Origin of the sequence: Novosphingobium sp. YAF33, assembly GCF_052113265.1 — a bacterium.
Classification (GTDB): domain Bacteria; phylum Pseudomonadota; class Alphaproteobacteria; order Sphingomonadales; family Sphingomonadaceae; genus Novosphingobium.
On the sequence record NZ_JBFRCW010000012.1, the window covers coordinates 35920 to 55160 of the forward strand.

Sequence of the window (19241 nt, forward strand, 5' to 3'; positions counted from 1 at the left end):
GCCTCGATGCTCGTGAGGTATGACCATGGCGGAAAGGCTATTCACAATCCTGCATCAAGAGCGCCAGCGTTTGGAAAGCGCGATAGCGAAAGCAGAAGCCGAAAAAGCACATCCGTCGGAAGTGAAGCGTCTGAAGGTGTTGCATCGGGTCGTCAATGAGCAGATCTGCAGTTGGATGCGAGACCTTTACGGCAACGATCCACAGCGGTTGATGCAGGCCGCATAGCTAAGAGATGAGCCGGAGCTCGAAGCTCCGGCTCATCACTGCGACGCATCAGCCGTGAGCCGGACATGGAGGGTTGCAAGACTGGCGCAACCACATCTTTGAACATCTTGCCAGTGCAGTCGTCTATGGAGGATGATCTGTAGCCCGTCGGTGCCGATACTAACGTTCCAGAATTGGCGTGGCCGCAGCGTCGAGACGGGGGCGCGGGCTATCCCCTTAGAAAGAATAGCCGCGTTATCGGCTACATCCTTGAGCGCTATCTCAAACCATTTGGAAGGATAGGCCTGCTGCTCATCGCCCCAAGTCGGCGCAACGGAGCCGCACCGATGTACTGTCTCGATTTTCATCGTCAAGGCGCGCCCCACCCTGAAACTCAGATAGGCCAGCGATCTTCGAACGCGCCCTCTTGGTGGCAAAGGCGGCGGGCAAACCATCCCTTGAGCGGCAAAATTTCTCCGCTTGCGCGAAAACTCCTTTCAGGCAGAGCCAGAGTGTTGCGCCGATGTGATCCGATCAGAATACGAAGGCGAGCTGGTCTATATGGCAAAACCTTCCCCACCACTTGCGCTCACATGACGGCGAATGGACAGTTCAAATAGCGCGCGAGAGGCAGCCGCTTGCTTAATGCGTGGCTTTGCTCCGCCGTGAAAAGAGCGAAGTTCTCAAAAGGGCAGTTTTTGATGCTAGCTCATCAGAGCCAACAATAGCTTCAGCCCCCGCAATTCTGCATGTTCGTCTCCGCGGCAGTCGCCACCAAGGCGGGCTGGCTCTAGTGCCACCGACCAGTGGGGAAAGGCGTCATGAACAATGCCGCGATCAGTTTGAGCGAGAAAACACCCATCATACCCGAGACCCTGATCTGCTCGCCGTCAGCAAGAACATCCTAATCGTGCCGACATCCAGCCGGCTCAATCAGGTCGAGAACGGCTATGCGCTAGGTAATAAAGTCTCACCGCCGCCCGCATGAAGCCAACGGCGCGGTGCGCGAGGTAGCGGCCATCAAAAAGTACGGCGGCATGGATCTGACGGACTGCCATTGGCTCTCCTCCGATGTCTCGTCGAAGCCGCCACAAGGAGGCGAGGATGCCCGTGCCGCCCACAGACAGAGTCGGCGATTCAAATTTCGCCACCAAGCATGGACAGACGCCTGCTTTGGGCGAAGGGCGTCATCTCCCCTAGTGCAGTGCCCCGAACCGAGCAAAAATGGCTGCTAAACAAGCGGCAAAAAAAATAGCCGACCCTGACAGGCCGGCCGAAGAGTCTTGGGAGAGGATGCCTGAAAGGCGCTGTACTTTTGCTGTTTGCTGCGCTGCAACGCAATTGCATTTTTTTCACGACCCGTTCAGGAAATGCAATCGAGGATCGCCAATCCTCGCGGGTTTGTGAGTAGAAATCCGTATCCATTCGCGCTTCGCTCCCCCTAAGAATGGCCGATGTGCTATGCGTCGCCCTCAGAAATCGACGGGTCGATGTCGTTGCCGACACCCAGGCTCCGCGCATCTTGCGAAATCCGCTTCATTTTTTGGCCGTCCGGACACTGCCTAATATTGTTGAGAGCGAACCGGGTGATCGTGGCGGCCCACAACCATAGCACCTAACAAGGCGCTTTGGCGGAATGGCTATCGAAGACAACGATATTCTGCGGAATGGCAAGTTTGCTTGGCCGCCGAGCCTGATGTGGATAGCGGCCAGGTTGGTGCGCCATCAAGCTGCCCTTGCCTTTCCGATCGGCTCCGCTGGTCGCCTCCCCTGATCGAAAAGCATTCGAAGGTGAGCGATTCGGTCTCGCCATATAAGGCGACGACCGAAATCATGCTCGTCGATCTTATTCACGAATGTGCAGGAAGCTATTCACCTAGTCAGTCGTTTAGCCTGCATCCCGAAAGATCGTTCGGGTCTACAGCCTTGCATTCTGAGAGGAACGACAATGTCCGACAACAGCCATGACATCTCGACACTGAACAGCCTGATCGCCACGACGATCGACAGCGTGGATGGCTACAGCGAGGCCGTCAAGGATAGTAAAAGCGCCCGTTTCGGATCCCTCTTCACCAGCCGCGCGAGTGAGCGCCGCGAAATCGCATCTCGTCTGCAACAGGAAGTCAACCGGCTTGGCGGCAAGGCGGAAGACGACGGTACGGTGCTGGCGGGTGCCCACCGGATGTTCCTAAACCTCAAGTCYGCCGTGACCGGACAGGACGACAAGGCGATCATCAACGAAGTTGAAGCCGGCGAAGATCATATCAAGGCAAAGTTCGAAGACGCGATCGCTGACCGCGAACTTTCCCCGCAAGTGCGTCAGCTGATCGAAACCTGCTACGTGTCTGTCAAGGCAGGCCATGACGAGATGCGCGACATCAAGCATTCGATGGAACGCTAATGCCTCGGACCGGGGGGCCCGCCCTCCGGTCCTCCAAGCTCACCGGACGCCTCACCCGGCCGTTCAGGATTTTGCTTATGCGAACCCTTCCACGACGCGACAGAAAGAGCGCGGCAGATATACCCGATTGCGAGCTTCCCGGCGGTTTTCTGGTAGGCCGTACTTGCCGAAAACCGGACCGGAACCATGCTTATTAAGGCACGAGACCGAAGCGAACTTCGGGCCTTTCGAACGCTCAAATAAATTGCGGCAAGCCTCAAGCGGGCGCCGCACGCTCGCGCCTCTAGTCCGATACACCACTCAAGACTTTGTAAGACGGTTTGTCGAGTATCGGGCCGGATGCTCTTCGTAGGGGCTGCCGCGCCGTCACGCGCTTCACGGCGCAATGCCGAACGTCCGGACGGGCAACGCCGGCCGCGAGCCGGCCCGGGCCTGCCGATCGACAGCTTAGCGGATTTACGGCATGCCGCGATTTCAAGCGCAGAGAATCCGATCTCAGCACCTTGGGAAGCAACATAATGCCGATTGCCCCAGATCCCTATGCAGGAGCGAAACGCTGCCTAAAGGGCTACCTCGCGAAGCGATGGGCGTCGATCTGGCAGCAGGTCGGGGTTTGCCACGACTATCCCGGTACTCAAGACAAGTGCGTCCTCGACAAAACCGGTAGCTGTTTGCCCGTATCGCCGCATCGCCATGCAGCGCAGACGCCAGCCGACATACGAAGACGCCAGCGCAGATCCAACGGCGATGGCTGCTCCAAGCGCACGTTCGCCGCGAGGCGCAAGAGCTGCGCCTGCATAGGCCGCGGTGATCGTGCGCACCGCCAAACCGATAGGGACAATGCGATCGGGCGCAGACTTCATCTTGTCACCTGCCATCTCGGCGGCTGCCAAAGCCGCGGCGCCCGATGCAATGACAGGATTTTGCAAAAGCTGTTGAAGCGGAAGGGAGGGCGGGATCGCATTACGCCGGGTCGCCAGCGCGATGGTAGCCAGCGGCGTGATGCCGCGCTGTCCGGCGACAAGCCCTATGAGGAATGAACGGATCATGTGCTTCGGCTCCTGGCAAGATGCAGCATAAGAATGCGCGGTGGAGGTATTCGATCCCCGCCGCGCTATTCTTGACCGAGTTGCCGATCCGGGTTCGACGCGAAGATAATTTGATCGCCGGGTAGATATCGCAGCGCACTTGCCAGGCGGAACGGCCTCAACCGTCCGATGAGACTTTGAAATCGCGCCCTCAGTTAATCGGTAGGGGCTTTCTGAAGGATTTCGCGGCGGTATAACAGGGCCGGTCATGGATTACCGCCCCTCGGCTGCACCGCCCGCTTGGCCCCATGGCCCAGACAGGCGAATAGAGATGAGTTTCACAGGTGATTGCGGCGACCACCGGCATTAACCGGTATGCGCAACAGGCACTAGGTCGCTGAAACTTGGGTTACCGTCCGGGGAAGCCGCCAGCTGTCAGCAGGCGGCCACCCCTTTGTCCAGCGGTAAGTCTTCCCTCGCATTTGAAGCGAGGGGTAACCGAATGGTAAAGCTGCTTCCCTTTCCGCTCCCCGCACTTTTAACCGAGACAGTGCCGCCGTGCAGCTCACAAATATGTTTCACGAGGGATAGTCCTATTCCTATCCCCCCGGCACTTTGCCCTTTATGGCCATCGACTTGCGCAAAAACCTCGAAAATCTTGTCCAGCATCTCCGGAGGAATTCCCAAACCGTTGTCGGTGACTGTCACGTGAGCCGCGGCCTCATCGATGGTCAGTGCCACACCGATTTCTCCTCCTGACGGAGTATATCTGGCAGCGTTGACGATAAGGTTGGCGCTCGCCTGTGCGATCCGAGTAGTATCGCCATCTATCCATACATTTTCGTTTGGAAGATCGACCCTCAGAGCATGACCAGCCGCCGCGATCGCATGGCTTGCCCCCTCAATCGCAAGAAGCAAAGGCGCTCTGAGATCCGCCCGCTCGATTTGCAGCGCCAGCTTGCCTTCCTTGATCCGAGAGACATCAAGCAGGTCTTCGATCAGCCGTCCTAGGTGGGAGCTCATTCGATCCATTTGCTGGTAGATCTCGTCTACTTGTTCCGCCGAACGCGGTCGTCTGAGCAAAACGATCGCACTGGAGATGGACGCCACTGGGTTCCGCAGCTCATGACCCAAAATCGTCAGAAAGCGATCCTTCGCACTGTCCGCCTCTTGCAAGGCCCTCCCAGCGGCGGCGAGATCGTCTCGCTGCTGGGCAATCTCCTGCCGCTGACGGCCCAGTTCAAAGAAAACGTTCGCTTTGCTGCGTAAAATCTCTGGCTCAATCGGCTTGTGTATGAAGTCTACGGCACCTGCTCCATAGCCCTGGAAACGCCGCTGCGGATTGGAGCTTTCAGCAGTTACGAAGATGATAGGAACCGCGCGGCTCTTTTCCCGGCCGCGCATCAGTTCGGCAAGTTCGAAACCATCCATGTCAGGCATCTGGACATCGAGCAGCGCGAGTGCCACATCATAGCGCAAGAGCAGCTCCAGTGCCTCATCGCCCGATGACGCTTTCAAAACCTTGAGACCTTCGCGCTGAAGCAGCGCTTCGAGTGCTACAAGATTGGGCAGATGATCGTCGACCGCGACGAAATAGACAGGTTCGATCATAGTAACTGCTAAACCGCCCAAAAAGTTATCTCTTCGAGCGGCGGCACATTGGGCAACCCTTCCCTATGCGTCAACCTACCTTCGACACGTATTTTGCGAAACAGGTTGTTCCCGACTGTCGCTTCTCCGGGGTCTTGCGCTGCGCAGACGAGCTCCCGGATCATCGGGTCCGCGATCCGGTGAGAATTACTCGTCTTATCGCCCATTCAGCTGGCCTTACCCGGTCAAAATCTCGCAAGTAAGCGTTCGACCGTTGGCGCGACCGTCCGCTGCTTGCCGTCAGCCTCGTTCTTGATATCGGCTTCCAACGCGTCGCGGATTTGGCAAATCTGGGCATCGGTCAGATGCTCGATCCCCACAAACTCTCCGCGCGCCTTGTCCAGAGCACGAATGATCTCATCAAGCTTTGCCTGCATGGCTGCGCCATCCCGGTTCTGGCTGTTCTGGATCAGGAAAACAGCGAGGAAGGTTAGAACGGTTGTCGCCGTATTCACTATCAACTGCCATGTGTCCGAATAATGCAGCGGCGGACCGCTCAGCGCCCAGACAACAATAAGGAGTGTCGAAATAACAAATGTTATAGGCTGGCCCATCACCTGCGCTGACTTCGAAGCTATCGCGRTAAACAACCGATCCATCATATTGCCCTTGAATTTTCTGGGACGCTTCACCGCCCCCTTCACTTAGTGCGAAGACATACAGGAGATATCTGATTAATCCATTCCATACTTTCCAGGGACAGCCCCGCGTCCAGACCGAGCATGTTTCCCGTTTGTTTCTGAACTGGCCGTGAAGCGCGAAGAGCAGACATCATCGAGCGGCAGAATTCAGCCGCTACCAAGACGATTGCCAGGCGACGGTTCAAAGCCGCTGGCTCTAGCAGCGCTCGAGCGCTTGGAAGGAGGCGATGGGGGTCAACTGCGCGCGGTACCGGGAAAACTGGAACTGGCAGACCTGCACAGCATTCCATCTTCACAAAGAGAGGATGTGTCATGGACAAAAGCGCTGATCCGTCGGCTCCCGAGCCAGGACGAGGTCGCAAGATCTTCGAAAGCGGCTACTACTTCCAGCACACGGACGAAGTTGTGAGCCGCTTGCGGAACCGCGTCGCCAAATGCAAGCAGGCCAGTCGATCCAGCTGATATTCCCACTGCGGCGCGCTTCTACCGCCTACGCCGGCATGTGTCTTCGGATTGGCCCGCGGCATTGCGACGGATGCGTCCGCTTTAGCGCTCGGAAGGCGAGCGCCCGCAGCCGCTGCGCAGCCTGCGCGCGAGGCTTTCTGCCGTGCAAGTCTGCTCGGACAAGGTGCCTATCCCGCATTTGCCTGAAGCTGGTGATCAATACGGTGCCGTCCAAAGTAAGAATAGCGAAAGCCTTGGAGTTCTCGACGATACATTGCGCATGGAGAGGATCAAACAGGGGGTCCGCTTTCGATTAATGATTTGCAGCGAAGCGCAGGCAGCCCAGCTTGAAGTTTATCTATTTCCCGACTGCTTGACCTTGCTGACTTGCAACCTCGGCGAAACAGACAAGATGAGCAGCTTGTGTCGCCCCGTATTTCACAGGGGCGGCCTCTAGGCCGAGCTGCGACTCCCTTTTCACGGCGGCCTGCTTCTCGGAGAGCTGCAGGCTCATCACTAATCACGCACTTCGGAAATCGCGTTGGCTTTGCGCTGCCGCTAAATGCTCTTGGGAACTCAGACATGCCCGCGGCTTTGGGCAACTTATGAACGATGTCCTCGATTGCCTTGTCATCGGCGCCGGTCCGGCTGGTCTGACAGCCGCGGTGTATCTTGCGCGCTTCCATCTCACTATCGCGGTGGTGGACGCCGGGAAAAGCCGGGCTGCCTTAATCCCCAGGACACACAACCATGCCGGCTACCCGGGGGGCATTCCGGGTCGCGATCTCCTGCGCCTCATGCGCGCGCAAGCCGGAGAGTTTGGCGTGGAGGTCCAGCCCGCTGTGATTGAGAGCCTTGAACGTGCGGACGGTGTCTTCCTAGCCAGAAGCAACGACCATGAGTGGCGGGCCCGCACCGTTCTCCTCGCGACCGGCGTCGTCAACCGCCCTCCGAATATCTCGCCAGAACTGCATGACACAGCCCTCGCGCGCGGACTGCTGCGTTATTGCCCGATTTGCGACGGGTATGAAGTCACCGACAAGCGGGTTGGAGTAATCGGAACCAGCACTCATGGTTTCAAGGAGGCGATGTTCCTGCGGATGTACACCGCCTCCGTAACCCTGATATCCCAAGACACCGAACACGATCTCAGCCAGGAAGAACGCCGAACGCTCGCGGAAGCTGGTGTCGCCCTCGTTGACGGCCCATGCGGGTCCTTGCAATTGAAAACGCATTCAATCGTAGTGCCCACTCCGCAGCAGGAGGCGGACTTCGATAGCGTCTATCCGGCGCTGGGTTCGATGATCAGGTCCGAACTGGCCATTTCCCTTGGCGCTGACGCGACCGATGAGGGATGCCTAAGCGTGGATAGCCACCAGCGGACTTCAATAGCCGGCCTTTATGCAGCCGGAGACGTCGCCAAGGGCCTCGATCAGATCAGTCACGCGATGGGGGAAGCCGGCGTAGCTGCGACTACAATACGCAACGACCTAGCGAACCTGCAACCGATGTTACGTGGTGGACGTCGAAGAACATGACATGAAGACCATGCTCGCTATTGGGGGTTTTGCGACAGCGAATATGATGCTGAGATCGCGCCGGAATCCCCATGCCAGCTGCTCCCTCTCGCAGCTTGGGGTCCAGTAATAGCGATAGGACTGCTGAAGGAAGCGCCTTAGAGCACTTGCTGACCCTAATGCCGCGGACCGTCCGCGCCAGCGCCTCGAGTGATATCGTGAACTGGCACTTTAGCGCGATAAACTGACAAATAAGTGAACCGGGGCGAACTTAAAGCGTTTTAGAAAGCCAGAATGAACCGGGAGGCGCATATGAAGGTGCTGCGAGATAATGGCCTTACAATCGCGCTTCTTTTGCTCTTTGCGGGCAGCATTACCGGCCAGTGGCTCGCGGGCTGGCAGGTGTCGGTCGAAGATGCCCAGCGGCATCACCAAGCCGCGATGAGTCTTCTCACATACACGGCTAGTTCGGAATTCCTGTCGTCGGTCTTCGAGAACTGGGAGAGCGAATTTCTCCAGATGTCGGCTTATGTGGTTCTAACCGCCTTCCTGTTTCAGCGCGGATCAGCCGAGTCGAAAGACCCCGACGCCAAGCCCCGCGATGATAACCTTGAGGCCGAAGCACGAAAGCCGGATGCACCGCGCATTTTAACGCGCGGCAGGGTGTGGCGCGCCATATATGCGCGTTCCCTGGGCCTGACACTGTTCCTATTGTTCCTGATCTCTTTTGTCATCCACTGGACCCAGAGCGCGAAAGTGGCGGCTCAGGAAGCGATTGCCCATGGCGAGAAGCCACTAAGCGTCATTGCCTATCTCGGCGATCCGCAGCTCTGGTTTGAATCCCTTCAGAATTGGCAGAGCGAATTTCTTTCGACCGCAGTGCTGGTCGTGTTGTCGATCTTCCTGCGTCAGCGGGAATCTCCTGAATCAAAGGCTGTCGCGGCGCCGCATAGCAAGACTGGCACTTAATTTTTTCGGTACGCCGTTGCCTTTCTTCGAGGATGCCCACGACAGCTCTCTAAGGGGCAAAAAGCCATCAGCGACTAGCCCGTGCCCGCCAAAGGCCGCGTACACCCCCGGCAAGGCGCTAATTTCCGCTCCAACTTCGGATGTTGATGAACGTGGCACGGTGCTTGTCGCCCCTATCGTTCCTCAGCCTCTCCCCTAGGCGAGTAAATCCATGATGCGCTGGCTCATCGCGTCGATTGAAAATGGTTTTGTCAGGACATGCATGCCCGGATCGAGATGACCGTGACTGAGGACGGCGTTTTCGGCGTAACCTGTAATAAACAGAACTTTAAGGGTTGGACGTTTCAGGCGCGCTGCGTCCGCCACCTGTCTACCGTTCATGCCGCTAGGCAAGCCTACGTCTGTAATCAATAGATCAACGCGCGTGCCCGATTCCAAGATCTTCAATCCAGAGGGACCGTCTGCGGCTTCCAGAACGCCAAAGCCAAGCCCTTCAAGGATATCGACCACAAGCATCCGAACTGTCGGTTCGTCGTCGATGATGAGAACCGTCTCTCCTTGCCGCGCTTCACGATCCGGAGCGGCCGCGGTATCGAGCTCGTTCGTCACGCTGTCCGCTTCACGCGTGTGCCGCGGTAGGTAAAGGCACACCATAGTGCCTTGACCGAGCTCTGAATAGATACGAGCCTGGCCGCCTGACTGCCGCGTAAACCCGTATATCATCGAGAGGCCCAGTCCGGTTCCCATGCCGATAGGTTTGGTCGTGAAAAACGGATCGAATGCCTTGGATATGGTGTCCTTGCTCATACCGGTCCCGGTATCGGAAACGCAGAGCGATACGTATTGCCCCGGTTCCATGTCGCGTTCGGCGGCACCGCGTCTATCCAACCAACGGTTGCCGGTTTCTATCATGATCTTGCCGCCGTGCGGCATCGCATCGCGCGCGTTGATGCACAGGTTCAGCAAAGCGTTCTCAAGTTGACTCTGATCCACCAGAACCGGCCATAGTCCCGCAGCATTGACAACCTCGACCTCGATTGCGGGGCCAACCGTGCGCTCGATCAGGTCAGCCATGCCGTTTACGAGATTTTTCACGCAGGTTGACTTGGGCGCGAGTGTCTGCCGCCGTGAAAACGCAAGCAACCTGTGCGTCAGCGATGCTGCCCGGCGCGCGGCGCCTTGGGCTGCATGGACATAGCGGTCAACCTCGACGGCTCGCCCTTGTGCCAATCGGGTCTGGATCATCTCCAGGCTGCCCGTAATTCCCGTCAGAAGATTGTTGAAATCGTGAGCGAGGCCGCCGGTGAGCTGTCCGACGGCTTCCATCTTCTGGGATTGCCGCAATGCTTCCTCAGCAGCGATCAACTCCTTGGTTCGCTCTTCAACCTGCCTTTCAAGGGAAGCGGCGAGCTCCGCGAGCTCGATTTCTGCCCGGCGGCGCTCGGTCGCGATGCGCGTTCGCTCCGCCACCTCCCGAACGAAAGCGAGTTCGTCAGCGGGCCAGCTACGAGCAGTCGCATTGTTCAGATACAAAAGTGCGACCAGCCCGCCGTCTTCAGTCAGCTGCATGTTGACAACCGCCTCGGCGCTGATTGCTTTGAGCGCTTCTGCCCCATCAATTGTCCGCGGATCAAGGCGCGCGTCGGAGATGACGACGTCTACGCCCTGCCGCAACTCCTCGATATACGAGCCGTAGTCGCGAAAATGTAGCGTCCCTGCAAGTGAACGAATACCCTGCGCATTCCAGTCCCGTTCGATTGTGATCGTCTCCTGAACAGGGTCGACAAGGCCGTAGCCGACCCGGCTGACCTCGAGCGCCTCACCAAGGATTTTCGCAGCGGCAAATGAAATATCGGCAGGATCTTCGATATCCCGGAAGACATCGCCAAGCTCTACAAGCGCCGTCCGCATGCGATCGGATCGACGCTGCGCCGTAATGTCCGATGACACCCCCGCGAGGCGGAGGGGTTTGCCCTCGAGATTGAGGAATGGCTGACCGCGCGAAGAGAGCCAGCGCGTCTCACCGGCGGGGGTGACAATACGATAAGTCTCGTCAAAGTCCGCGCCTTCAGTCCTTGTACGCTCGATAGCGGAAACATTGGCCGCGCGGTCGTCGGGATGGATAGCCGCCATTCGATCCGCAAATGTGAAATCTTGATCTGCATCTATACCGAAGAGTGTACGGCACGCAGCCGAACAAGTGAGCTCGCCTGTCTCGAAATCGATACTCCAGGTGCCAAAGCGGCCAGCCCGAAGCGCGAAATCGAGTTCGCGCTCGTGCTCGCTCTGCCGCTGTTGGCGATTGGTGATTTCCGCGATCAAGGCTGCATTCGAGCTTTCCAGCTTTTCGAGATGCTCGCGCTCGAGGGTCACGTCGAGTTGGCTTGCAAAGAAATAGGCGAGCTTTCCAGCCTCGTCGAATACCGGCGCTAAAAGCAGGCGATTCCAGAATGGCTCGCCTGTCTTGCGGTGATTGCGAACGTCAATTTCGATGGAGCGCACGGCCTCCACCGCTGCGCGGATGGCGCCGACGTCGTCGGGGTCACTTTCCGGCCCCTGCAGAAATCGGCAATTGCGTCCGAGCACCTCATCGCGGTGGTATCCAGTGAGTCTGCAAAACGCGTCATTTGCAAATACCACCGGGTTGTCGTGCAGCCGGGGGTTCGTGATGATCATCGGCATCCGGGTGGCGCGTACGGCCGCCACAAAGGGATCGGTTCCGCTGTCCAGTCCCAGCACTTCTGCCTCAATGCGACGGGAGTCGGCAGTCCCCTCGTTGGCCGGCTCAGATTTCAGCATTCGACTGAAGCACCCCGTCTTTCGTCGTGTTTGTCGGCCGATCAACCAGACTGGTGACGCCAAGGTTCCCGACTGATACCTTTTCAAGCAGGTTGTCACATCCGGGCGTGCGTGCAAAGTGACATGTCCAGGATTTGAGCGCCTCGTCCGGTCAGAAACTCCCCTCCAGCCTCGGTATGCAGAAACCCGTCCATGCACCGCCTTACGGCTCGCACTCGAGCGGGCCAGCGTTCGAGCCGCTCTCAAGGAGAGCCTGAGCCGGAGCGTTTAGGCGACTTGTGCGGTCTGCCGGCCCCGTCGATAAGAGGCGCCGGCAGACCGGTGTGCTCCCAAATCAGGCCGCTTCGCGGACCTCTCCGCCCGGCGCCACAATCTGATCCTGAGCAGACTTATTCGCACCTATTTCGATACGGCGAGGCTTCATGGCTTCGGGCACGACACGGTGCAGCGCAATGCTCAGAAGTCCATTCTCGAACCTGGCGTCACCTGCCTCCACGAAGTCTGCTAGTTGGAAACGACGTGCGAACGGGCGTGCAGCAATGCCGCGATGCAGAAATTCTTCCTGCCCCGTCTCCTCGGTTCGCTTGCCTGACACCGTCAGCAGGTTCTGCTGCGCTATCACCTCGATATCCTCGGCGCGGAAGCCTGCAACTGCCAGCGTAATCCGGTAGCTGTCCGTGCCGGTCTTTACGATGTCAAAGGGGGGATGATCATCCTCATCCCGGCTGGTTGTCTCGAGCATATTGAAGAGCCGATCGAAACCTACCGTCGAGCGCCGATATGGCGCGAAATCGGATTGCATTCTCATTTCCAAATCCTCCTATGAAGCGATCCGGGCATGAGAGGCGCCGGTGACTTAGAGCCGGCGCTCTCTATGTCCAACCGGACCTCAGCAGCGTCCGGTGAGAAAAAATCTAGGGAGACGCCACGAGCGTTCAAGTGAGATTTTTCCAGCTTTATTTTTTTGAGCGCGGTCGCCCCTGCCGCTGCTTGTCGAAACACAGACACGCGGCGCAAGGAGATCACATCTGTGTTCAATTGCCGGTCCACTCAAGCGGGGCGATGGGCAGCGAACGCCTTCCATGGCGCCTGCTCGAAAGCGGCGGTGAATCTTTCGGTTTTCAGTCCTGCACGGCGGCTCTTGGGTCTCGATCAGGCATCGATCGGCTCGGAGTCAAAGCGTCGGATCGGATGGTTCATCAGAAACCGACGCGGATTGCCTTTCGCCGTGGCGCCGGCAATTTGCTGCCCGCTTTGCCTAGCCGCTGACTAATTCTCCGCGCGGCGTATCGCAGCCGGCAGCCCAGCGAAGGGAATGACGCAGGCAACAATCCGCCTGAATTCGCCCGTGCCTGCGGGATGTTACGTTTTGCGAACACCTCTCAGAAGGAACCATTACGTTTTAGCGGGAGTTCACCTTTGTACTTAAAATAGGAGGAGAGGTCCCATGGTCGAGATCCGTAATGAGCCTTATGCCGATCGCGTTGTCGTGAAGCGCAGCAACGCCGGACGAAACATTGCCATTGTCGCGGTAATCATCGTGGCTGTGGTTGGTCTGCTTTTTGCTACCGGTTTTTGGAAAGCAAACGTTTCAGGTGGCGACGTTCCTGAGGTCAGCGTAAAAGGCGGCGAGCTCCCCAAAGTAGATGTAGATTCCAAGGAAGTCGTCGTAGGCACAAAGAAGACGGAAGTAGACGTGCCGACCGTTGGCGTGAAGGATAATGGCGAACAGTAATATCCCTCAGTGCAAGAATGAAGGGCTTCCGGGTTTGTCGGGAGCCCTTCTGTGATTGCAGGAGCAATGACCTCACGCCCGGGCTTTGCGATGGACTGGTGGATTCCATAGACTGCTCATCCGCGTTCCGTCAGGCTCCTAGCAATCCGGAAAGACGTGACCGGCGACTCACGCACAGTCTGACTTCCTTGTATGTGGGCGCGGGATCCGAGTACGAGCCGCCTTTGCATAAGCCCGCGCTGTTCCAGCCGCTCGGCGGCAACCGAAGGGGGCTCGCTCCGCGGCGAGTGTAAGCTTCGGCATTACCACGCTATGCGCCGCAAGATGTCCGAAAAGGACGTCGGTTCAGATGCATATCGCAGCATCCATCGCCGCGCTGACAACATCGTCAGATTTTATCCCGTGACAGTGCGCACATCCTTTTATCGCTACCTGGAACGCCTCTTAAATGGAACCAGGATGGATCCTTCTCCCCCCTACACGTCTTTCGTCGCCGCCGCGACCGCGCTACTGTGAGCACTATTGGCCGTAACGCCGGTCGCGACGTTTGGAGGTTGGAGAGATGCCAATCGATCGTGCAGCCAGAGCTTTAGTCAAGTCCGAAAGTGGATACGATGATTGGGATGGTCTGGGTCCTGAGCTGCAAACTGAAGTGCGAAGCAATGTATGCGCGGTTTTCGATGCGATTGTCGAAGCAACTCCCGCAATGATTTCTGCCGCAGAAGCAGTCTTGCAACATCGGTCCGGCGAAACGACGGATCAGGAGATTGTTCAGGCGATCTGGCATGCGATGGTCGAAGCGGCACTCGACGGCCGGCCCTGCACCACAAGGCATTGAGCTTTGAAGGACGAGGCCCTGCCTGTTAGCCGATTTTGGCAGAGGGATCACGTCGCCCAACGTGCCGACGAAACAACAGAAGAACTCGGCCGTTTACTGGTATGGCTGGAACAACAATGAGCCTCGCTCAAATGAGATGCCTGCTCGCCGGTTTTCTACTTGTTTTATCCGCGTGCGGGGCCCTGCCGCAGGACCCGCAAGGCACCCTTGATCGCATCGGAAAGACAAAGCAAATCCAGATCGGACTGGTCGCCGGGACGCCAAACGTGCCCGAAGTACAGCAGCTCATCAACGAGATCGAGGTGCGTGCCATAGCCCATGCGCAGATGTCAAAGGGATCGGCTGAGGATTTGCTTCAAAGGCTTTCAACGGGGAAGGTCGATCTCGTCGTCGGGGCATTTGCCAAAGACAGTCCATGGAAAACGATGGTGGCTTTTGGGCCGGCGGTTAGGACCTTCGGTGCCAAAAAGAACCTCATCGAAGTGAAGGGGGCCATGCGCAACGGGGAGAACCGGTGGATCATGCTCGTGGAGCGGGCGTCGCGTACGGTTTCTCGCGACAGGAAAGACCAATGACCAACAGCTTACCGGACGAATTGCGCGACACGATGCACGCAGCAATAAAGCTCGAGTATTGGAACCTGTTCTGGACAGCGACAATCATTCTAGTCATGGGCTTGGTGCTGGGCCAGAGCCAGACCATGAAAACCGCCTGGGTGGAAGACACGCTCGGGATCGTTCCGCCGGTTGCTTTCCTTATCGCGGCCCATCTCGAGCTAAAAGGAGAGCGCTCGGGAAAGTTTCCATTCGGGTTCGAGCGAGTGAATGGTCTCGGCTTTTTCGTTGCCGCCGTTGCGCTCACTGCCGTCGGTTTACTCCTGCTTTTCAACGCTGCTGTCGCGCTTGCTAGCGCCGAGCATGCGACCGTGGGCTCTATAGTCATGTTCGGGCATGATCTCTGGCTGGGATGGTTAATGATCGCGGCTCAAATCTATTCCCTTGTGCCTCCCATGCTAATCGGCCGTAAGGAACTGCCACTTGCAGAGAAGCTTAACGACAAGCTTCTGCATACCGACGCGCTTATGAACAAAGCCAACTGGCTGACCGGCGCCGCGGGTCTTGCAGGTATAATCGGTCTAGGCTTTGGATGGTGGTGGGCAGATTCGGTCGCAGCCATTGTCATATCGATCGATGTCATCAGTGACGGCGTAAAAGCACTTCGCTCTTCGACCGCCGAGTTGGTAGACGGATCTCCCAGAGCCCTGTCCAGCCCTGAACTTTCTCAAGACGCGCTTGATCTGGAAAAGCGGCTTCGCCGGGAGTTCCCGGCAGCCACCATTCGCCTTCGAGAAACCGGACGGCTGATCCGCGCCGAAGTTCATGGTGTTCATCCGCCGCATGAGCACAGGCACCCACGTCACTACTGGCCGACCGAAGGAGAGAGGTCTTGGCGCCTCGCGCAAGTGAGCTTCGTTCCTCCTGTTCAACGTTGATACTGACCCCGCAAGTCGATTGTCGCTGCTTTCGTAAGCGCCAGAGAACCCGGGCTTTGGCACGGATGCCAGGCATTCAAGTGCGCGGCGCAAACGTATGCGCGGGGGGCGCTGCGCTAACAGTGGGCTGCTAGAAAAGGAAAGAAAAACAGGCAAGTCGCGCCGAGTGATGCCATCAGGGCGGCGGCGAAAAATCGCTACAGCTGTTGATCCACCACGATCAACCTTCAGCGTCTCCAGATGGAAAGCCTGTTCATGCAGCGCACGCCGGCCGCGTAGGGGATCCGCTAAAGCGATCCAGCAGACGAAGCTGCGGGAATGGTGCCGCAGGGCTGGTCAAAGGTCGCGCATGAAGGTTCTGATGCAAGACATGGTGTTTTCCGGAAGCCAAGGTGCGGCCGGACCTACGTGAAGCGCATCCGGGACAGCAACCCTTCTGACGCGGCCAGCCGTGAGTTCCGGCTGGAGCCGTCTCCCATTCATATTCGCTCTTGTGTCTCCATAGCCTTCGCGCTCAGTCAGCCAGGCTTTCGTCGTTCATCCTCTGCTGTTCCTAGCGGATGGCAGGCGGCATTCCACTGGCGCACCTCCTCGGCGCCCCTCCTTTGAGCGCCGAGCCTGGCAGCGGCGGTGGATTGCCCGGCGCCGCTTCGACGTAACGTCACTCGCTAAGTAGTGCACGCTAGCTGCACACTCCGGCCCTGTTTCGCAGATCGGTTGAGCGAACACACGGCCGAGCTTACGCCTCTCGCGCTCCCCTCGCCCACTTTTGACAATGCGCCCTGCCGCGATTGACCTGAAGCGCTCAAATCTTCGCTGACATCTTTGCGCGGCGAATATCAGCTCGGGCGGCGCGAAGGCTTCCATCCCGGATCGCCGCCACCACCATGACTGCCTGGGTTGCGCCGCTCCGATATCATGTCGCTGCGCTCATTGGGGTCCGTCCGGTTGGGATCGTCCTGCGGCTGCGAAGAAATTGCTACGCCTGGGCGCTGTTTCTCGGCAGGTTTCGCCTGCAGGTTGGATTCCGTGCTGGAATTTTGTGGCAAGGGCCCGCCGTTCGTGCCGGCGGGGTCTTCACGATCATCCCGTCCGCTAGGCCCTCGTGCGCGCTCTTCCTCAGCCGCTTTCCCGAACTCGTTGTTGCCATCGGCAGCTTGCGATTTGGGCGCTGCGGATCCCCCGGGCATCTGACCTTCCATTTCCATTCTCCTTTGCCGGAAAAACGGTTTGAGCCAGGCCATAGTTCCGGTGCAGGCGGCGGTGGACAGTCAACATCGCTCAAATGCGCGTTTTGGGAAGTGTCCTTTTACGTATGCTGCCTCACGCCGGCGATAGGTTTAAGAAAGTCCGTCCCGAAGATGTGGCCCGCCAGCAAATCATTCGTTTAACGCCGCCGAGATCATGAACCGCCACGCGCTCGCCGCATCTCGGCCGTGCTGGTGCCAAGCCTCTGGATTGATGTTGCGCATGACCGTTGCGCCTGCAACCGACATTTCCGCGCTTGGCTCCCGAATTGCCTGCAACACCGCACGCGCATCATGCATTATGGCTTCCTGCTGCTTGGAGGTCAGCAAATCCCAATCGTCGTGTCCACTTGCGGACTGCGCAAGCGCGCGGGCAGCACGTTCGATGATACCTTCAGACATAACTCTCCCCATGATGCCGAACACCGCAATCCGCGCGGTCGCTAGCTGAGCAACGTGGCTTGAAGTCGGCGAAGGAAGTTGCTTACCTGAACGCAACCTCCTCGCTACGTCGAAGCAGAAGCACCTCATCTGCTTCTGCCAAGAACGACGAAAAGACTGACACCCCTGTCACACAAGCATCTTCTTACCCGCTGCTACGTACGCCTTCAAAACCGCTCGGCCTCGGCAGCGATCGCCGCACACGGGCAGCGAGCGGGACTTATCTGGCGATATCAAGGCGGCAGAGCGCCTTCGAGGCGCGCTATTCAGATTTTCTCAGTTCTGATCAGCAACTTCAAAGTCCTTCTGAAAAAACGCTGATGGGTATGCCGCCCCCGGTGCACGCCCTACCACCTTGGCTACGAGCCTATCGCGCTACGCCCGGCTTAGCGGTCTCTAACGCGCGGCGCGTCTTGGCGAGACGCTCATCTATGCGCCGGAACCCACACATGACGCGTCTCCGGTCTGATTACCTGGTTCAGCACCCCAGACTAAAGTCCATATCCGATTCTCATCGCTCCGCAAAACAAATTGCGACAGCAAGGCGGAAAATCGGTCAGAAGCCTGCCTCTATGCCCAGGCGCAAGGCTTCGGCAGCAGTGGTGACACCTAATCGCCGAACCAAGGCGCTACGATGCATTTTGATGGTCTTTTCGGTGAGACCCAGCTCGTGCCCGATCTGACGGTTGCGCAGTCCTCTTGCCATGAGGCGAAGAACTTTCTGCTGCTGCTGAGTGAGCTGCCCAATCCGCTGTTCGGCATCCCTCTGCGCTAAGACATGGTTGCTGCAGTCGACCTCCATCTGGCTGCCCACGAAATAGGAAACCGCGCCGTCGTCATCGAACACGGGAGCTACCATCACAGCGTTCAGAAATTTGCTTCCGTCTTTACGGTAGTTGAGCAACTCAACGACTTGAGGCGTCGCAGTCTCTATTCCTCTTCTAAGAGTGGCAGACCGAGCAGGTTGGGTTTCGGGACCGGCAAGTATACGGCAGTTGCGGCCCAGGAGCTCATCTTCGGCATATCCGGTGAGCCGCTCGAAATGACTATTCGCTGCAATGATGGGGTTGTCATCCGCGATCGGCCCCGTGACGATGGAAGCGATTGGTGAAATCCGGATCGAGCGAATGAGCTGCCGCTTGTCCATGCCACGCTCCTTCAAAGCCAGGTCCATTATTGATGCCGCCCGGCCATATCGTACTATATCTCTCCTTGTCCATCGGCACGCGTCAACTTCATGCCTCGACGCTATCAGGCTTCGCTTAATATCTTTAGAAAACGAAAGAGGCGGCTGGTGCGGCTTGCCGGCGATGGCGCCTTGTCGTTAGCGTGGCCCTGCGTCGGCGCCGCCGAATATGGCCGACAATTCCAATTTTTTCCAAATGAGCGATGCTAAATCCAGCCGCGTTCTCAAAAATGACTAATCCGCCATCGTGAAAAGTCTCTGACACCTGACACACGAGGCTGCCGCCTTAGAGCCAAGGGCTCTGCCCATTTACGATTGCTTCTCATAGGCGATTTCCCACGCAGTGAGTTCATTGCGACCGGCGGGGGGCTTACAGACAGCCCAAGCTATGGCCTCAGGGCACAGCAGCGAAGCCGCTGCCGGTGTAACGCCGCCGTTCATCGGCCGCGCCGTGATACCGAAGCGCAGCATCGACGTTCGATCTGCTCCAAATAGCGCACACCCTCTACTCAAAATTGACTATCCGGCGCAAAATTCCCTTTTGGCATCAGAGCTCTTGATGTTTTTATCAGCGCCGCGAACGATCTCGTTGACGGGATATTCCGCTACCTTTAGCGGTTTTCCCTCGAGCGGGTGCGTTCATAGACA

17 protein-coding genes are annotated in these 19241 nt (G+C 57.9%); 9 read left to right on the forward strand and 8 right to left on the reverse strand.

Annotated elements, in window-relative coordinates; all coding sequences use genetic code 11:
* Positions 1-19: 19 nt before the first annotated feature.
* The 3 genes from AB4Z00_RS21215 to AB4Z00_RS21225 all read left to right on the forward strand — a co-directional run bounded on the left by AB4Z00_RS21215 (position 20) and on the right by AB4Z00_RS21225 (position 2606).
* Positions 20-226 carry a hypothetical protein gene (locus AB4Z00_RS21215; protein ID WP_442047113.1) on the forward strand — a complete coding sequence of 69 codons (207 nt, stop codon included), beginning with the start codon at positions 20-22 and terminating at the stop codon, positions 224-226.
* A gap of 1615 nt (positions 227-1841) precedes the next feature.
* Positions 1842-1979, forward strand: a complete 138-nt coding sequence (locus AB4Z00_RS21220; RefSeq protein WP_442047114.1) for a hypothetical protein — start codon at positions 1842-1844, stop codon at positions 1977-1979.
* A 174-nt stretch (positions 1980-2153) separates the two neighbouring features.
* Positions 2154-2606, forward strand: a complete 453-nt coding sequence (locus tag AB4Z00_RS21225; RefSeq protein WP_442047115.1) for a PA2169 family four-helix-bundle protein — start codon at positions 2154-2156, stop codon at positions 2604-2606.
* 560 nt (positions 2607-3166) lie between these two features.
* On the opposite strand, the gene AB4Z00_RS21230 is transcribed toward AB4Z00_RS21225, so the two are convergent.
* The 3 genes from AB4Z00_RS21230 to AB4Z00_RS21240 all read right to left on the reverse strand — a co-directional run bounded on the left by AB4Z00_RS21230 (position 3167) and on the right by AB4Z00_RS21240 (position 5883).
* Positions 3167-3655 carry a DUF4126 domain-containing protein gene (locus AB4Z00_RS21230; RefSeq protein ID WP_442047116.1) on the reverse strand — a complete coding sequence of 163 codons (489 nt, stop codon included), beginning with the start codon at positions 3653-3655 and terminating at the stop codon, positions 3167-3169.
* Positions 3656-4069: 414 nt separating this feature from the next.
* Positions 4070-5245, reverse strand: a complete 1176-nt coding sequence (locus AB4Z00_RS21235; RefSeq protein ID WP_442047117.1) for a hybrid sensor histidine kinase/response regulator — start codon at positions 5243-5245, stop codon at positions 4070-4072.
* A 224-nt stretch (positions 5246-5469) separates the two neighbouring features.
* On the reverse strand, positions 5470-5883 hold the full coding sequence (locus AB4Z00_RS21240; protein WP_442047184.1) for a low affinity iron permease family protein: 414 nt from the start codon (positions 5881-5883) through the stop codon (positions 5470-5472).
* 1091 nt (positions 5884-6974) lie between these two features.
* Between AB4Z00_RS21240 and AB4Z00_RS21245 the strand changes: the two genes are divergently transcribed.
* Together AB4Z00_RS21245 and AB4Z00_RS21250 are read left to right on the forward strand one after the other, a co-directional pair.
* Positions 6975-7907 carry an NAD(P)/FAD-dependent oxidoreductase gene (locus tag AB4Z00_RS21245; RefSeq protein WP_442047118.1) on the forward strand — a complete coding sequence of 311 codons (933 nt, stop codon included), beginning with the start codon at positions 6975-6977 and terminating at the stop codon, positions 7905-7907.
* Between the two features lie 291 nt (positions 7908-8198).
* On the forward strand, positions 8199-8855 hold the full coding sequence (locus AB4Z00_RS21250; RefSeq protein ID WP_442047119.1) for a DUF6766 family protein: 657 nt from the start codon (positions 8199-8201) through the stop codon (positions 8853-8855).
* Between the two features lie 195 nt (positions 8856-9050).
* Here the strand turns inward: AB4Z00_RS21250 and AB4Z00_RS21255 are convergent, their stop codons facing one another.
* The gene (locus tag AB4Z00_RS21255; protein WP_442047120.1) at positions 9051-11654 is read right to left on the reverse strand and encodes a PAS domain-containing protein; all 2604 of its coding nucleotides are present in this window, start codon (positions 11652-11654) and stop codon (positions 9051-9053) included.
* 334 nt (positions 11655-11988) lie between these two features.
* Entirely contained in the window at positions 11989-12462 is a 474-nt protein-coding gene (locus AB4Z00_RS21260) for an Hsp20 family protein (RefSeq protein WP_442047121.1), read from the reverse strand.
* Positions 12463-13101: 639 nt separating this feature from the next.
* Here AB4Z00_RS21260 and AB4Z00_RS21265 point away from each other — a divergent pair.
* The 4 genes from AB4Z00_RS21265 (at position 13102) to AB4Z00_RS21280 (ending at position 15719) form a co-directional block, all read left to right on the forward strand.
* A complete protein-coding gene (locus AB4Z00_RS21265; protein ID WP_442047122.1) occupies positions 13102-13389 on the forward strand; it encodes a hypothetical protein in 288 nt (95 codons plus the stop codon).
* Positions 13390-13951: 562 nt separating this feature from the next.
* Complete coding sequence (locus AB4Z00_RS21270; protein ID WP_442047123.1) at positions 13952-14227, forward strand: hypothetical protein; 276 nt, start codon at positions 13952-13954, stop codon at positions 14225-14227.
* A 116-nt stretch (positions 14228-14343) separates the two neighbouring features.
* A complete protein-coding gene (locus AB4Z00_RS21275) occupies positions 14344-14802 on the forward strand; it encodes a hypothetical protein (RefSeq protein WP_442047124.1) in 459 nt (152 codons plus the stop codon).
* Positions 14799-15719, forward strand: coding sequence for a cation transporter (locus tag AB4Z00_RS21280; RefSeq protein WP_442047125.1), 921 nt, complete (start codon positions 14799-14801; stop codon positions 15717-15719). Before AB4Z00_RS21275 ends, AB4Z00_RS21280 begins: the two co-directional genes overlap by 4 nt.
* A gap of 839 nt (positions 15720-16558) precedes the next feature.
* On the opposite strand, the gene AB4Z00_RS21285 is transcribed toward AB4Z00_RS21280, so the two are convergent.
* The 3 genes from AB4Z00_RS21285 to AB4Z00_RS21295 all read right to left on the reverse strand — a co-directional run bounded on the left by AB4Z00_RS21285 (position 16559) and on the right by AB4Z00_RS21295 (position 18554).
* A complete protein-coding gene (locus AB4Z00_RS21285; RefSeq protein ID WP_442047126.1) occupies positions 16559-16963 on the reverse strand; it encodes a hypothetical protein in 405 nt (134 codons plus the stop codon).
* A 135-nt stretch (positions 16964-17098) separates the two neighbouring features.
* A complete protein-coding gene (locus AB4Z00_RS21290) occupies positions 17099-17368 on the reverse strand; it encodes a hypothetical protein (protein WP_442047127.1) in 270 nt (89 codons plus the stop codon).
* A gap of 595 nt (positions 17369-17963) precedes the next feature.
* Positions 17964-18554: a PAS domain-containing protein gene (locus tag AB4Z00_RS21295; RefSeq protein ID WP_442047128.1), complete on the reverse strand. Its 591-nt coding sequence runs from the start codon at positions 18552-18554 to the stop codon at positions 17964-17966.
* Between the last annotated feature and the right edge of the window lie 687 nt (positions 18555-19241).

Excerpts from the sequence above, each read along its gene's own strand:
- AB4Z00_RS21215 (WP_442047113.1), top strand. The coding sequence starts at position 20 with ATGACCATGGCGGAAAGGCTATTCACAATCCTGCATCAAGAGCGCCAG.
- AB4Z00_RS21220 (WP_442047114.1), top strand. The coding sequence starts at position 1,842 with ATGGCTATCGAAGACAACGATATTCTGCGGAATGGCAAGTTTGCTTGG.
- AB4Z00_RS21230 (WP_442047116.1), bottom strand. The coding sequence starts at position 3,655 with ATGATCCGTTCATTCCTCATAGGGCTTGTCGCCGGACAGCGCGGCATC.
- AB4Z00_RS21235 (WP_442047117.1), bottom strand. The coding sequence starts at position 5,245 with ATGATCGAACCTGTCTATTTCGTCGCGGTCGACGATCATCTGCCCAAT.
- AB4Z00_RS21245 (WP_442047118.1), top strand. The coding sequence starts at position 6,975 with ATGAACGATGTCCTCGATTGCCTTGTCATCGGCGCCGGTCCGGCTGGT.
- AB4Z00_RS21250 (WP_442047119.1), top strand. The coding sequence starts at position 8,199 with ATGAAGGTGCTGCGAGATAATGGCCTTACAATCGCGCTTCTTTTGCTC.
- AB4Z00_RS21255 (WP_442047120.1), bottom strand. The coding sequence starts at position 11,654 with ATGCTGAAATCTGAGCCGGCCAACGAGGGGACTGCCGACTCCCGTCGC.
- AB4Z00_RS21260 (WP_442047121.1), bottom strand. The coding sequence starts at position 12,462 with ATGAGAATGCAATCCGATTTCGCGCCATATCGGCGCTCGACGGTAGGT.
- AB4Z00_RS21265 (WP_442047122.1), top strand. The coding sequence starts at position 13,102 with ATGGTCGAGATCCGTAATGAGCCTTATGCCGATCGCGTTGTCGTGAAG.
- AB4Z00_RS21270 (WP_442047123.1), top strand. The coding sequence starts at position 13,952 with ATGCCAATCGATCGTGCAGCCAGAGCTTTAGTCAAGTCCGAAAGTGGA.
- AB4Z00_RS21275 (WP_442047124.1), top strand. The coding sequence starts at position 14,344 with ATGAGCCTCGCTCAAATGAGATGCCTGCTCGCCGGTTTTCTACTTGTT.
- AB4Z00_RS21280 (WP_442047125.1), top strand. The coding sequence starts at position 14,799 with ATGACCAACAGCTTACCGGACGAATTGCGCGACACGATGCACGCAGCA.
- AB4Z00_RS21285 (WP_442047126.1), bottom strand. The coding sequence starts at position 16,963 with ATGGCCTGGCTCAAACCGTTTTTCCGGCAAAGGAGAATGGAAATGGAA.
- AB4Z00_RS21290 (WP_442047127.1), bottom strand. The coding sequence starts at position 17,368 with ATGTCTGAAGGTATCATCGAACGTGCTGCCCGCGCGCTTGCGCAGTCC.
- AB4Z00_RS21295 (WP_442047128.1), bottom strand. The coding sequence starts at position 18,554 with ATGGACAAGCGGCAGCTCATTCGCTCGATCCGGATTTCACCAATCGCT.